Raw genomic sequence first — 14,153 nt, forward strand, 5'->3', positions numbered from 1 at the left:
TGTTGTCGATGTACCTGAGTATAATGGAGGAAAACCTGAAGAAAAACTGTAGAAACGTACAGGTCAATTTCGTATTTTAATCAGGAGAAGGAAAGGCAGGGATGGTTGTGGAGGTCATGGATCATTATATTCAGCTGCGTATGGCCTTTCCGAACGTGGACGAAGAGGAAGAAATCCATACAACGATTGGTGAGCTGGCAAATCATTTATGTTGTACGATGCGCAATATGAATCTGATTATGAACAAATTTATAGATCATGGCTGGATCAGATGGAATCCACAACGCGGCAGAGGGAAGACATCGGTGCTCGTTTTTTGCCATCCTCTGTTACAGGCTGTTCAGGAACGATTTGACCGACTGTTGCAAGGCAACAAGCTGGAAGAGGCCTATATGCTGGCTTCAACGATGCCGTTCTCGATGCGAGAAATATTGATGCAAGGATTGCAAGGACAGTTCGGTCTGCGTTCCGATCAAGGCGCTCGAGGAAGAGTCGATACGCTGCGTATTCCGCAGGAGACTGCCTTCGAGACATTGGACCCGACCCGGGCTTACATGTGGGGAGAAGTTGGAATTGTTGCGGAGGTATTTGATCGCTTGGTGCAGTACAACGCTGAACGCCAAGTCTGTGAATCGAGTCTTGCCGTTGCATGGGAGAGCAACCCAGAGGGAACAGAGTGGACCTTTTATTTGCACAAAGGCATACTCTTTCACCATGGCAGGATACTTGATGCAGAGGACGTAAGATATACGTTTGAACGGATTATTTCCGATCAGGAGAACCCTTGCAGGTCACTGTTTGGCTCCATTCATCGCATAGATACGTTCGACGAGCTAACGGTGCGCTTTGTGTTGCGGTTTCCCAACTTTATGTTCCCGGATCTGATGAGCAGCATGAATGCATCCATTTTGCCCCGTGATGTGGAACTTGACCCGATGCATCCGATTGGTACGGGGCCTTACCGATTGACACGTAATCATCCCAAGCTGCTTGTGCTGGAGGTGTTCCCTTCCTATTTCAGGGGGCGGGCTTTTATTGATCGGGTTGAAATATGGCAGCTTCCCCAGACGGGTTTAGTAGAGTCGGTGATCAAACAGGACTTGTTTCCAGACGGACAGGCTCGCTCGATTCAGTATGAGGTTCAGGGCGGCGTGTATATGACTTTTAATATGCGAAAAGAAGGCCCACAGCAGGATTTATACTTTCGCCAGGCTGTTCAGCAACTGATGGATCCACAGGAGATGATGGAAGCATTGGCACACACAGGTGTACAGGCTGCATACAGTCTGGTTCGGGACAAGTCCAAGGAAAAGCAGATGCTTGAACGAATAGAATCGAAGCCAACAGCCCTCTCTGCTGACTCTTCTCTCATAAGAGCTTCAGAGCTGTTACAACGAAGTAGCTACGCAGGCCAGATCATCAATGTGTGGGTAGAGGAAGGCGAGAAAATGGAGACAGACATGGCCTGGTTCGCACAGCGTTGTGAGCTTATTGGACTGAAAGTGAGTGTTACGCCAGGTAATCCGGTAAATGCCATATACCATGATGAATTCGCCTCTTATGATGTGATTTACACGGGTGAAGTGTTCGATGAGCATGTGACGCTGAGTCTACTAACGATGTATACGTTCCAGAATACGTTGTTCCTTATGGCAATGGATAACCAACGAAAAAGCGAGCTGGAACGCGAATGCAGACGCGTTGTTATGATTCAGGATAGTGCTGAGCGGTTGCACACGCTAATGAGGTTGGAAGAACTGCTCATTCAAGAGGCTTTGCTTCTACCTACATACAGCTTCAGAGAAGAACATGCACACCACGCATCACTTCAGGATTATCATGTCGTAGCATTCGGTATGCCTGATCTGCGTCGATTGTGGGTGAAGAGAAGTCCGAATGTAGAAGAAGATACTGCGAGTTACCCAGCATATATCCCATTGTGGTAAAGGGTGTAGTCACTACAATGGGATAGGCCGGTGGGGGATGCTTTTATACTGAAGGTGTCTTTATAAATTCGATTGGATTCGTGCCCGGTTCGAGCAACAACGGGATCGATAGAGAGCTTATGGTATCTTGTTTATCTGTCTTAAACGTAAAAGTGATTTTCAAGCCAAACAGGATAAGTTCCACGGAAAAAGTATCTTTTCCAGTGTATTCCATAGGCATTTCAATGGCATTCAATGTGGCCTGTAACCCATCATTCGACTGTTGAATAACGATTTCGCCGTAACCTGGATGGATATAGCTTCCCGCATACGCATGTATAGGACGATCATGGGGATGAACCTGGGTTTTCACTGGTTTTTCCTCAACAGAGGTTTCTGAAGTAGTTGGTGTTTCTATAGTGTCTGTTGCTACTTCGGAATCAGTTGAGTCTCCAGTCATTAATTTGGCTAATCTCCCGCTCCAATCTACAGGTTCCAATTCAAGCAAACGATCAATAACGTTAAAAGAAATCGTGTAGGGAAGTATGCTCCCATTGGTATTGCAAAGGACTACAACACCGATCTGTTCCTCCGGTAAAAAGGCGACCTGTGAAGCGAATCCATCGATTGCCCCGCCGTGATGAATCATGGCGTGTCCGCGATAAGAATCAATCATCCAACCCAGACCATACGTGCTAACAGGCAGCTCTTTGCTGTGGAATGGTGAATCACTAGCCATTTGCGGGCTGTGTGTAACAGCCAACTGTTCTTTGGAAATCAGCTGTTTCCCACCCTGTTGCCCTTGATTCAACTGAAATTGCACCCAGGCGATCATATCGACCAGATTGCTGTTAATGGAGCCAGCAGGCCCTACGGCATCTATTTTTCGAAAAGGTATTCGGGTTCTCTCTCCGTTTTGATTCATATAAGGGAAAGCGAAGTCAGGTTGATTCTGCATCTCATCGACAGAAAAGACACTTGAATTCATCCCGAGTGGGTTAAACAGGGACTCCTGGACAACATTCTCCCATGAAGTTCCTTTGAGTTGACCCACCAGATAACCAGCGGCCATATACATCAGGTTCTGATATTGCCACTTGTTCCGAAAGTCCTCATTAGGCTCCAGATACTGAAGCGCTTTTACGAGTTCTTCTCTGCTCCGTGATGAGTTGTACCATACCATCTCGTGCCTTGGAAGTCCGGAGCGATGACAGAGCATATCGCGGATGGTCAGGCGTTCTGTGGCTACCGGATCGAACATTTTGAAGTCTTTCAAATACGTTCTAACAGGCGTGTCCCACTTCAGAATGTCCTGATCGACGAGCAGGGCAGCGGTCGATGCTGTGAAGGCTTTGGTACTTGAACCGATCGCGAATAGTGTATGGGGTGTGACTTCAAGCTTGGACTCCAGATCGCGATAACCGTATCCTTTTTGCAAAATGACTTCATTCTTGTGGATAACTGCTACCGACACACCTACTCCTTTCCATCGTTGAAGCTGCTCTTCCACAAAATCATCCAATCCATTTAGCAATGAGTGATGATAGGTTGTGTTCATTATTTTCCTCCAATTTAAAATAGAGTTGTACATCAATTAAGCTACATCATATGGGTATGTAATTACTTTGATTGAGTTGTTATCTGTATTTACTATGAAGAATCTGGTTGGATTTTACATCCTACCCGAGACTGATTTTTTTACCAAATAGGGTGTTGCGGTACTGGACGATGGAATGCTTGTCAAACTAGTCCGCATATATCGAACAAGTCCCTCATAACATGTACTAATCAAGTAGGGGTTCTGCTGTACGCACAATCCTGAAGTGAAAACATGTGCTAAAGGGGATGATGTCATGCGCCGAATATCATGGATGCTTGCCATGGTATTGGTCTTATCGACCTTACTTGCCGCCTGCGGGAAGAAGGATGCGGCAGCCGTGGTCAAAGATCTGAACGAAGTCGTAGGAGAAATGGAAAGTTATCAGGGGGCAGGCGTTATGACGCTGCATACCGGAGATACGCCGCAGCAGTACAAGGTCGAGGTATGGCATCAAAAGCCTTCGTATTATCGTATCGCGTTAACGAATGCCAAAAAGGATGTAACGCAAATTGTACTGCGCAATGATGAAGGCGTATTTGTCCTGACGCCGAGCCAGAACAAAAGCTTCCGTTTCCAGAGTAACTGGCCGGATAACCAAGGCCAGGTTTACCTCTACGAGACGCTGATCCGCAGCATAACAGGTGATTCGACCCGCCAGTTTGCCGATGAGAAGGAAAGCTATGTATTCGATGTAGCTGCCAACTACAATACACATGCGTTGGTCAGACAGAAAATATGGTTGAACAAAAGCGATTACGCACCGAAACAGGTAGAAGTATCCGATTCGAATGCCAATGTGGTGGTCGATGTGAAGTTCGATAGTTTCAAATTTGGTACCGAATTTGAGAAAGATGCGTTCGACATGCAGCGTAATATGACTGCTGCTACTGAAAATGGTGGCAAGGCCGGTACTGACTCAGGCGCGGCTCCTGCTGGGGATGGCAAAGAGACTACCAATCCTCAAGCTGCAACAGAGGAAGGTTCTGCATCGAATCCAAGCGGAACCGTTACTGATGGACAGACTGGTGTGAGCGATAACGCCGAGCAGCAAGGTTCAGAAGATCCAGCGAGCGGGCAAGGCACGGAGGAACCGACATCAGCCGAGCCGGAAGGTTCGGATAGCTTCGGGGTTATTCAGCCAACCTATGCACCGGAAGGAGTCAAACTGAAAGACGATCAGATCGTGGAAGGATCAGGAGACTATTCGGTTATGCTTCGCTACGAAGGAACATATAACTACACGATTTTCGAAGCAAGGCCGCAGGACAGAGCCGTATCGCTTGCCCCATCCCGTGTTCTGGATCTTGGATTCACCCTCGGAATGATAAGCGGAGATGCGTTGCAGACACTCACATGGATGTCAGACGGAGTGGAGTACAGGATTACAAGCGCAGATTTGCCAGATAACGAGATGGTACAGATTGCAACCTCAATGCAGGAAGAGTCAGGGAAATGATTTGGAAAGTATAGTCGTCCTAACATAAGGAATGCTAAGAAGCATCGGAGATATTCTCCGGTGCTTTGCTGCATATACAGGTCATCGTTCCTGTTTTATATCAGTGTTTCGCAGAATGTGATTTTAGTTGAAGGTATTCGGTATCAACAGCCAATGACCCTGCGTAAGATAGCAAGGATTAGGTCCAGTGTACTCAATAATGCAAAACACGCTTCTATGCGGGAGGAACCGGGTAAATAATACGATATAAGCGGATGAGTTAAGTTATGGAGAGATAAATATCTCATTCATGGTCTGGCTTATAGGTCTTATTCCGCGTTTGCTCCCGACTCCGGGATAGCGCTCCTGTATGTGTTTTGGACTGCAGATCTTCCGTTCATTTGACAGTCACATGCTTGAGCATTACGATGGAGTCTGACGTGAGCCGGATTAAGATGATTAGAGAAGGTGACTTAACGTGCAAGAACAATATCGGCCGACCCAAGCGGAAATCAATTTGGATCATTTGTGCAACAACGTAGACGCTTTCCGCGAAGCATTGCCGCAAGGCATGAAACTGCTCGCTTGTGTGAAGGCAAATGCCTATGGGCATGGAGCAGTGGAGACGGCCAGAGAACTGGAACGAGTTGGCGTGGATTACTTAAGTGTGGCTTTTCTTGACGAAGCGCTTGAATTGCGACAACACGGAATTACCCTTCCGATTCTGGTATTGGGCTACACGCCGCCAGAAGGCATCGCTGAAGCATGGAAACATGATGTAACCATTACGCTGTTCAGTAAGGAAGTACTCGAAGCCATTCAACATCTGGAGACGGGCACATCCTCTCGTAAGCTCAAGGTTCACATCAAAATCGACAGCGGCATGGGCAGACTTGGCCTGTTGCCTGGCGATGAGGCAGTTGCTTTTATTCAGGAAGCAGCCAAGCTGAAGCAGGTGATGCTTGAAGGCATGTTTACCCATTTTGCCAAGGCGGATGAAAAAGACAAGACCTATACACTGGAGCAGTATCGACGGTTCCGAGGCGTGGTTGATGCGCTGCGGGATCAGGGATGTGTCATCCCGATTATACATACGGCGAACAGTGCCGCTACCATTGATACGCCGGAGTTATCCTACGATATGGTACGTGTGGGAATCAGTCTGTACGGATTGTATCCTTCGGGAGAGGTGAATCATCAGGTAGTGAAGCTGTCCCCAGTATTGACACTGAAGACGAAGGCGGTTCTGGTCAAAACGCTGCCACCTCACTGGGGTGTCAGCTACGGAACCCGTTATGTAACACAAGGGAACGAACGAATAGCGACCCTGCCTATCGGCTATGCAGACGGATTTTCAAGAATGCTGTCAGGTAAAGCACAAGTACTTGTGCGTGGCCGCCGCGTTCCCGTCGTCGGTACGATCTGCATGGATCAGTGTATGGTGTCGCTACAATCTTTTGCAGCAGAAGCAGAAGAAATTCAAGCCGGCGAAGAGGTTGTTCTCATCGGTCACCAATCAGGTGCAGTCATAACTGCAGATGAGGTGGCATCTCAGCTCGGTACAATTCACTACGAAGTGATCTGCATGATGGCGCACCGAATCCCGCGGGTCTATACCCGTAATGGAGCAGTAGTCGCCAGAATCAACCCTCTTTTGACATCCTGATGGCTTGACTGGACGCTATTACCAATAAACTTTTTTTCAGAACAGAAGGAAAACTGTCGGAGCATCTCGAATTATGAATGATGACTGGGATGAAAAATCCTGAAAAGAGATGTTTGGTCTGTACGAATATTGTTCCCCGTGTTTATAATGGAGTACAGCATACTTGATATACTCGGGGCATATATATTCCTTTGTATAAAAGTTCTGGAAAAACGTAATACTGGTTCACAATGGCGAAAGGTTTGTGGGGGTGGAAGAAAGGTGGCCAACTTGCAGAACACCAAGCGGATCATGATCAGTTTGCCTGATTATCTTTTGCAAGAAGTGGATGGCATCGTAGCGCTGGAGAATTCCAACCGCAGCGAATTGATTAGGCAGGCCATGAAGCTGTATTTGACGGAGCGTAAGAAACGTTACATCCGTGAATCGATGCAGCGAGGGTACATGGAGATGGCGAAGATTAACCTCACCATGGCATCCGAGGCCTTTCACGCGGAGGAAGATGCGGACAGCACTCTGGACCGCTTAGTTAGCGGGGTGTAGACATTGATCGTAAAACGCGGTGACGTTTTTTTTGCGGATCTTTCTCCCGTTGTCGGTTCCGAGCAAGGTGGAGTCAGGCCGGTTCTGGTCATCCAGAATGACATCGGCAACCGGTTTAGTCCTACTTGTATTGTGGCGGCGATCACCGCCCAGATCCAAAAGGCAAAGCTGCCGACGCATGTGGAGATTGATGCGGCGGCACACGGCTTTGACCGGGACTCGGTTATTTTGCTCGAACAAATACGGACGATTGATAAGCAGAGGCTGACCGACAAGATTACCCATCTGGACGAGGAGACCATGAAACTGGTTAACGAAGCCTTACAGATCAGCCTGGGTTTAATCGATTTTTAAGGCACCAGGTAGTTGTTTCTTTGTTCTACCGTGCCATCCGTAGACAATGGATGTTCCTTGCAGGAACACACAATTTCAGACAGCAATCAAAAGAGCGTACAACAGCCTAACGGCCGGGGTACGCTCTTTTGATTAAAGCTTAATGAAAGCGTAGAACATTGTGAATCTTTTCGTTATAATGATACCTGAGAAACCGTTTGCGTTAATCGACATATATAGAGGTGGAGGAGACATATGAGCATTTATATTGATCAGGAGAAGCTTCAATTTCATCTACAGACTCAAAAGGCAAGCTATGTATTTCAGGTCTTGCCTTCGGGATATTTGGTACATTTATATTACGGAAAAAAACTGCGTGATACCGATCTGAGCTGGCTTCATGTGCGTACAGAGCGTGCTTCGTTCAGTCCGAATCCGGTGCCGGAAGACCGGACGATCTCCTTCGACACATTGGCAGTAGAACTGCCGGTGTATGGTACAAGTGATTTCCGTAATCCGGCAATCCAGTTGGAGCTTGAGAATGGTTCAACCGTTTCGGAGTTTACGTATACAGGCCATCAACTGATCAAAGGAAAGGCAGCGCTTACTGGACTGCCTGCAACTTATGTTGAGTCTGACGATGAAGCCGAGACACTCATCGTTGAACTGGAGGACCGTGTTGCAGGGATCAAGATTGAACTTAGCTACACGGCCTTTACGGCATTTAATGCGATTACGCGTTCCATGCGTATCATTAATGAGAGCGCTACCTCGGTGAATATTGCACGTGCGCTCAGCTCTTCCGTTGATTTCCCGCATGCCGATTACGAATTGCTGCAACTGTCAGGAGCATGGACGCGTGAACGGGACATCGTTCGCAGACCACTTGCTTCCGGCCTGCAAGGCATCGAGAGCCGTCGCGGCTCAAGCAGTCACCAGCAGAACCCGTTCATTGCACTGATGACACCGGGTACAGACGAAGATACGGGTGAGGTCTACGGGTTTAGCCTTGTATATAGCGGCAGCTTCACTGCACAGGCGGAAGTGGATCAGTTCCACACCACTCGTGTATCGCTGGGAATCAATCCGTTTGAGTTCAGCTGGAAGCTGGAATCACAGGAATCATTCCAGACGCCTGAGACGGTCATGGTTTATTCGGATGCAGGTCTGGATGGCATGTCTCAGTCGTATCATAAACTGTATCGCGAGCGCCTTGCACGTGGCAAGTTCCGCAATGCAGAGCGTCCGGTTCTGGTCAACAACTGGGAAGCGACCTACTTCGGCTTCAACGCAGATAAGATTGAGCAGATCGCCCAGGCAGGGAAGAAGCTCGGCATTGAACTGTTCGTACTGGATGACGGATGGTTTGGACATCGGGACAGCGATAACTCGTCACTCGGTGACTGGATTGTGGACAAGAACAAACTGCCACAAGGTCTGGATGATTTGGCCAACCGGGTAACCAGTTTGGACATGCAGTTCGGATTATGGTTCGAGCCTGAGATGATTTCGCCAGACAGCGAATTGTACCGTGCTCATCCGGACTGGTGTCTGCATGTGCCGGATCGTCGCCGGACGGAAGGGCGTCAACAATTGGTACTCGATTTCTCCCGTCAGGATGTGCGTAATGAAATTGTACGCATGCTAAGCGATGTGCTTGGATCTGCGCCGATTACTTATGTGAAATGGGACATGAACCGGAATATGACGGAGGTAGGTTCTGCATTGCTGCCAGCAGACAGACAGCGTGAGACTACGCATCGTTATATGCTTGGATTGTACGAAGTCATGGAACGTATTACTTCAGCGTTCCCGGATATCCTGTTCGAGAGCTGTTCAGGTGGTGGAGGCCGTTTTGATCCAGGTATGCTGTATTACATGCCGCAAACGTGGACCAGCGATAATACGGACGCGATATCCCGTCTGCGTATTCAGTATGGTACAAGCCTGGTATATCCGGTAAGTTCAATGGGGTCACATATCTCAGCGGTTCCCAATCACCAGGTTAATCGAATTACTTCACTGGAGATTCGTGGACATGTCGCCATGTCCGGTAACTTTGGATACGAGTTGGATTTGACTCGTTTCACAGAGGAAGAGAATGCCATCGTGAAGGCTCAGGTTGAGCTGTACAAGGAAATTCGGGGAACCATTCAATATGGAACGTTCCGACGCTTGCTAAGTCCGTTTGAGGGAAATGAAACGGCATGGATGTTTATTGCTCCAGATGGCAGCGAAGCCGTTGTATTCTACTTCCGTGTGCTGTCTGAACCGAATGCACCGCTCCAACGTCTGAAGCTGAAGGGCCTGGACCCTAATGCGGATTACCGCCTGAAAGGTGGTTCGGAGACGTTTACCGGGGATGCGCTGATGTATGGTGGAATCTCCGTAGGCCGTGCATCGGGGGACTATCTGAGTGAAATGTTCCGATTCGAACGGGTATAATAAACTGGCGTAAATGCAGGGTTTGTCAGGGGAGACCGGAAGACGTCGGGGAGACGTTTTTCGGTCTTTTCTCATGACTGAGACGAAGGTTTGATACGTAATCTCAATTGTAAGAACTTGTAACCTGGACGAATGCTGGAAATCTGAACGGGATTTTGTGATAATATAGGGGAGAGGAATCTGCATGAATGCAGGTTCGATACTGTGATTACAGCAGCAAAGCTGCCCTGAACAAGCTTCAACTGAACGATTCAGGAAGGAAAGAGGGATTTATTTGTCTGAACAGGAAACGGTTCTGGAACCCAATGAAGAAACAATAAAGGCAGAACGCCATGAACGAATCATCAAACAGGTAGCCAAGGAACTGTCACTGTCCTTGAAGCAGGTCCGCACCACGTCGGAGCTTCTGGACGAAGGCAATACGATTCCATTTATCGCCCGCTACCGTAAAGAAATGACTGGAGAGCTGGATGAGAACCAGCTGCGGCTCATTGAAGAGCGCATCGTTTACTTGCGCAATCTGGAAGACCGCAAAGTGGAAGTCATCCGTATTATAGAGGAACAAGGCAAGCTGACCGGAGAACTGAAACAGTCCATTACTCAGGCAGTCAAGCTGCAGGAAGTGGAGGACTTGTACCGTCCGTTTCGTCAGAAGCGGAAAACCCGTGCCAGTGTAGCGAAGGAAAAAGGTCTCGAACCACTCGCTGTCTGGATCTGGGGTCAACCGAAGCAAGGGAATGCTCTGGAGGAAGCTGCGCGTTATATTAATGCTGAACTTGGGGTAGAAGATGCAGAGGTCGCACTTCAGGGAGCCAAAGACATTTTGGCTGAGAATATTGCAGATGATGCTGCTATTCGTGCATGGATTCGTCGTTATACGCTCGATCATGGCATGCTGACTTCGGAAGCGAAGGATGCAGAGCAGGAGTCTGTATACGAGAACTACTATGATTATCGTGAATTAGCCAAAAAAATGCCTCCTCACCGTATTCTCGCAATTAACCGCGGTGAACGTGAAAACATTTTGAAAGTGGGTCTGGACGTGCAGCCTGAACCGGCCCACCGTCATATGGAAGGACAAATCATCAAGGGTGCATCTGCGGTCCAGGACGTTTTGCGTGCTGTGATTGAAGATGCTTACAAACGATTGATTGCTCCCTCGATTGAGCGTGAGGTTCGTGCAGAATTGACGGAAAAAGGTGAAAACCAAGCAATATCCGTATTCTCGGCTAATCTTCGTAATCTGCTGCTTCAGCCACCGATTCATGGTAAACGTGTGCTTGGTGTCGATCCTGCCTATCGTACCGGTTGTAAACTGGCTGTGGTCGACGATACGGGCAAGCTGCTGGAAGTGGCTGTTACGTACCCAACGCCACCACACAACAAGAAGCGTGAAGCTGCCGAGGTTTTCCATCGGATGATCAAGCAATACGATATCGGGTTGATTGTTATTGGTAATGGTACCGGATCCCGGGAAACAGAACAGTTTGTTGCCGAGATTATTCAGGAGAACGGGGACGAAAGTCTTGTGTATCTGATTGTCAATGAAGCCGGAGCGAGTGTGTATTCTGCATCCAAGCTGGCCCAGGAAGAATTCCCGGATCTTGACGTTGCTGAGCGAAGTGCTGCTTCGATCGCCCGCCGGGTGCAAGACCCGCTGGCTGAGCTGGTTAAAATCGATCCAAAAGCCATTGGTGTAGGTCAATACCAACATGACGTATCTCAAAAAATATTGGAAGAAAGTTTGAAGGCTGTTGTGGAATCCGCAGTTAACCATGTGGGCGTGGATGTGAACACGGCTTCGCCTTCACTGCTGTCCTATGTTGCGGGTGTAAATGCCACCATTGCCAAAAATATTGTGAAATACCGCGAAGAGAACGGTCGGTTCACGAATCGTCGTCAGTTGCAGAAAGTGCCGCGTCTGGGTGCCAAAACCTATGAGCAATGCGTAGGCTTTATGCGGATTGGTGAAGGTGAAAACCCGTTGGATCGCACACCGATTCACCCTGAATCGTATAAGGTCGTTGACCAGCTCTTTAAGGAGCTTCAGGTTGCGCTGGACAAGCTGGGCAGCAAGGAACTGTCTGTTCTCCTGTCTGAGCAACAACCGGAACAGCTGGCTGTGAAGCTGGATGTGGGTGTGCCTACACTGCGTGACATTCTGGACAGCTTGCAGCGTCCGGGTCGTGACCCGCGTGAGGAAATGCCGCTACCGATCTTCCGCACGGATGTGCTCAAAATTGAGGATTTGGTGGAAGGCATGGAGCTGCAAGGTACGGTTCGTAACGTGATCGACTTTGGTGCTTTTGTTGATATCGGCATCAAGAGTGACGGACTTGTCCACATCTCACAGCTGAGCAACGGTTACGTCAAACATCCGATGGATGTTGTATCTGTCGGGGATAATGTAACGGTCTGGGTGATGAACGTGGATACCAAAAAAGGCCGTGTCGGCCTCACGATGAAAAAGCCTGCTTCTTCTAAGCAGTCTTCCTAGTACAACACAATGATTGGAGAACAGCCTTCCCTGTAATGGGAAGGCTGTTTGTGGTCAGTTATAATAGTACTGTTGCCCGTACTGTATTCTTCGAAGGGATTTTATGATAGAAGTGAGAGCTTGAAGTGGACGGGGAGAGTGGCGTCAGATGCTTAGAGTTCGCTGTCCGCGCTGCGCGGGGTGCCACTTGTCGGTTTGTTTCGGTAAAAGAACCAGCATTCGTTCAGCAGCTTGATCTGTCTGCTGTCCTTTTTGTGAAATGCACGCATCAGTTGATTGCAAAGCCATTGAGGCAAGGGTATCTCCTCCTCTTGCATAATTCATCTGTACGTTAGCATATGTGGCAATAGCCTGGACTGTGCGGATTAACCCGGGAGGAACTCGGAAAATTCAATATGTATAAGGATATGGATAAAAGGGTGGGACCTTTGAATGTAGGGTTAAAAAAGTAAAAAAAGCGCAATCCCCGCTTTTAGGAGATGCGCTTTTGGTTCCATCCTGCATTAAAAATGAGTCCATAAGTGGATCAGAGTGATTCCATCTCTTCTTCATACCATTGCTCTAATTGAGCCTGAAGCGCCCGGATTTCAGTGAGCAGGGAAATCAAAGGATATTCGCTCTCTCTTAGTGCTGCAAAGCTTTGTTCAAGCGCATTGATATAATCAAGGCCTCCGATGATGGAGAGTTGCTCGTCCAGGAGATCAAGATTGTCACATTCAGCGATTGCCCAAGGCAGAACAGGTACATCTGCTGCGGTAAGTTTGTCAATCTCTTTGTGCAGGCGCAGGTTGAGCGCACTGAGTTGATAAGCGTAATCGGCAGGCATTTCCACAAACTGCAATTGCTGTTCCTGCTGCAGGATGACGTAGCGCATTGTAGGCATAACGAGTAATAATCTCCCCTCATACATTCTACTTGACAGTGTAGCCTACGAAACGGTTAAAATTCAAGTATTATGGCGGAAAAACAAATGGCCCAAGGGATGTGAAAGGAGGGAAAACCGATGGAGAATAAGGAATTGCAGCAATGGATTGAGCAGGTATCACTGGATCATTTCGGGGTTCCGTTCACTCATGAGGCGCTGTTTAACCGTCGTCTGACCACTACAGGTGGGCGTTATATGCTCAAGAGTCACCGAATAGAGATTAATCCTCATCAGCTCGAAGCCTATGGGCGGGAAGAGGTTGAGAAAATTATTAAGCATGAGCTGTGTCACTACCATTTGCACATTCGTGGACGCGGCTACCAACACCGGGACCCTGAATTCAAGGCCTTGCTGCAGAAGGTGGGCGGTTCAAGGTTCTGCCAGTCCCTTCCGGATGGAAAGGGCAGAAAGCCATTACCATATCGCTATAAGCTGGTATGCAAGAGCTGTGGCACGGAATATTTGCGTAAGCGCAAAGTTGATCCGAAGAGGTATCGCTGTGGTCGTTGTGCGGGCAAGTTAGGGATTCAGACAATCTGAGGTAAACGTTTTTTGGTGACAACACTCGTTACCACAAGACCATATGCATTATGCTCCCGGGTGACCATCTATGGGAGTATCTAAAGCTTATTAAGAAAGTCACCGGAGGCATGTTGACTTGGAATATTAATCATGATAAATTTAGGTTATTCAAGATCAATATTCCCTGATAGCTCAGTTGGTAGAGCACTCGACTGTTAATCGAGTTGTCACAGGTTCGAGCCCTGTTCGGGGAGCCATTCTT

11 protein-coding genes and 1 tRNA gene are annotated in these 14,153 nt (G+C 48.1%); 9 read left to right on the plus strand and 3 right to left on the minus strand.

What is annotated here, in order from left to right; translation table 11 throughout:
- Nucleotides 1–116: 116 nt before the first annotated feature.
- Nucleotides 117–1,946: an ABC transporter substrate-binding protein gene (locus tag ACFVQB_RS12955; RefSeq protein WP_379439197.1), complete on the plus strand. Its 1,830-nt coding sequence runs from the start codon at nt 117–119 to the stop codon at nt 1,944–1,946.
- Nucleotides 1,947–1,989: 43 nt separating this feature from the next.
- Here the strand turns inward: ACFVQB_RS12955 and ACFVQB_RS12960 are convergent, their stop codons facing one another.
- On the minus strand, nt 1,990–3,483 hold the full coding sequence (locus ACFVQB_RS12960) for a serine hydrolase (RefSeq protein WP_379439200.1): 1,494 nt from the start codon (nt 3,481–3,483) through the stop codon (nt 1,990–1,992).
- 295 nt (nt 3,484–3,778) lie between these two features.
- Here ACFVQB_RS12960 and ACFVQB_RS12965 point away from each other — a divergent pair, with 295 nt between their 5' ends.
- The 6 genes from ACFVQB_RS12965 to ACFVQB_RS12990 all read left to right on the plus strand — a co-directional run bounded on the left by ACFVQB_RS12965 (nt 3,779) and on the right by ACFVQB_RS12990 (nt 12,444).
- On the plus strand, nt 3,779–4,981 hold the full coding sequence (locus tag ACFVQB_RS12965) for an outer membrane lipoprotein-sorting protein (RefSeq protein WP_379439203.1): 1,203 nt from the start codon (nt 3,779–3,781) through the stop codon (nt 4,979–4,981).
- A gap of 457 nt (nt 4,982–5,438) precedes the next feature.
- Nucleotides 5,439–6,626: an alanine racemase gene (gene alr / locus ACFVQB_RS12970; protein ID WP_379439205.1), complete on the plus strand. Its 1,188-nt coding sequence runs from the start codon at nt 5,439–5,441 to the stop codon at nt 6,624–6,626.
- A gap of 261 nt (nt 6,627–6,887) precedes the next feature.
- Nucleotides 6,888–7,169 carry a CopG family ribbon-helix-helix protein gene (locus ACFVQB_RS12975; protein WP_024630715.1) on the plus strand — a complete coding sequence of 94 codons (282 nt, stop codon included), beginning with the start codon at nt 6,888–6,890 and terminating at the stop codon, nt 7,167–7,169.
- Between the two features lie 3 nt (nt 7,170–7,172).
- On the plus strand, nt 7,173–7,523 hold the full coding sequence (locus tag ACFVQB_RS12980; RefSeq protein WP_024630714.1) for a type II toxin-antitoxin system PemK/MazF family toxin: 351 nt from the start codon (nt 7,173–7,175) through the stop codon (nt 7,521–7,523).
- Nucleotides 7,524–7,757: 234 nt separating this feature from the next.
- Nucleotides 7,758–9,947, plus strand: a complete 2,190-nt coding sequence (locus ACFVQB_RS12985) for an alpha-galactosidase (RefSeq protein ID WP_379439208.1) — start codon at nt 7,758–7,760, stop codon at nt 9,945–9,947.
- A 274-nt stretch (nt 9,948–10,221) separates the two neighbouring features.
- Entirely contained in the window at nt 10,222–12,444 is a 2,223-nt protein-coding gene (locus ACFVQB_RS12990) for a Tex family protein (protein WP_379439211.1), read from the plus strand.
- A gap of 152 nt (nt 12,445–12,596) precedes the next feature.
- Here ACFVQB_RS12990 and cmpA read toward each other — a convergent pair whose 3' ends face one another.
- Both cmpA and ACFVQB_RS13000 read right to left on the minus strand, forming a co-directional pair.
- Entirely contained in the window at nt 12,597–12,740 is a 144-nt protein-coding gene (cmpA, locus tag ACFVQB_RS12995) for a cortex morphogenetic protein CmpA (RefSeq protein WP_090808144.1), read from the minus strand.
- A gap of 230 nt (nt 12,741–12,970) precedes the next feature.
- Nucleotides 12,971–13,327 carry a hypothetical protein gene (locus tag ACFVQB_RS13000; protein ID WP_024630711.1) on the minus strand — a complete coding sequence of 119 codons (357 nt, stop codon included), beginning with the start codon at nt 13,325–13,327 and terminating at the stop codon, nt 12,971–12,973.
- 120 nt (nt 13,328–13,447) lie between these two features.
- On the opposite strand from ACFVQB_RS13000, the gene ACFVQB_RS13005 reads away from it, so the two are divergent.
- Together ACFVQB_RS13005 and ACFVQB_RS13010 are read left to right on the plus strand one after the other, a co-directional pair.
- Nucleotides 13,448–13,909, plus strand: coding sequence for a SprT family protein (locus ACFVQB_RS13005; protein WP_247901309.1), 462 nt, complete (start codon nt 13,448–13,450; stop codon nt 13,907–13,909).
- Between the two features lie 163 nt (nt 13,910–14,072).
- A tRNA-Asn gene (locus tag ACFVQB_RS13010) sits at nt 14,073–14,148 on the plus strand.
- The last annotated feature ends 5 nt before the right edge of the window (nt 14,149–14,153 follow it).

This window comes from Paenibacillus sp. NPDC057886, from assembly GCF_042796655.1.
GTDB lineage: Bacteria > Bacillota > Bacilli > Paenibacillales > Paenibacillaceae > Paenibacillus.

Excerpts from the sequence above, each read along its gene's own strand:
- ACFVQB_RS12985 (WP_379439208.1), top strand. The coding sequence starts at position 7,758 with ATGAGCATTTATATTGATCAGGAGAAGCTTCAATTTCATCTACAGACT.
- ACFVQB_RS13000 (WP_024630711.1), bottom strand. The coding sequence starts at position 13,327 with ATGCCTACAATGCGCTACGTCATCCTGCAGCAGGAACAGCAATTGCAG.
- ACFVQB_RS12965 (WP_379439203.1), top strand. The coding sequence starts at position 3,779 with ATGCGCCGAATATCATGGATGCTTGCCATGGTATTGGTCTTATCGACC.
- ACFVQB_RS13005 (WP_247901309.1), top strand. The coding sequence starts at position 13,448 with ATGGAGAATAAGGAATTGCAGCAATGGATTGAGCAGGTATCACTGGAT.
- ACFVQB_RS12960 (WP_379439200.1), bottom strand. The coding sequence starts at position 3,483 with ATGAACACAACCTATCATCACTCATTGCTAAATGGATTGGATGATTTT.
- ACFVQB_RS12955 (WP_379439197.1), top strand. The coding sequence starts at position 117 with ATGGATCATTATATTCAGCTGCGTATGGCCTTTCCGAACGTGGACGAA.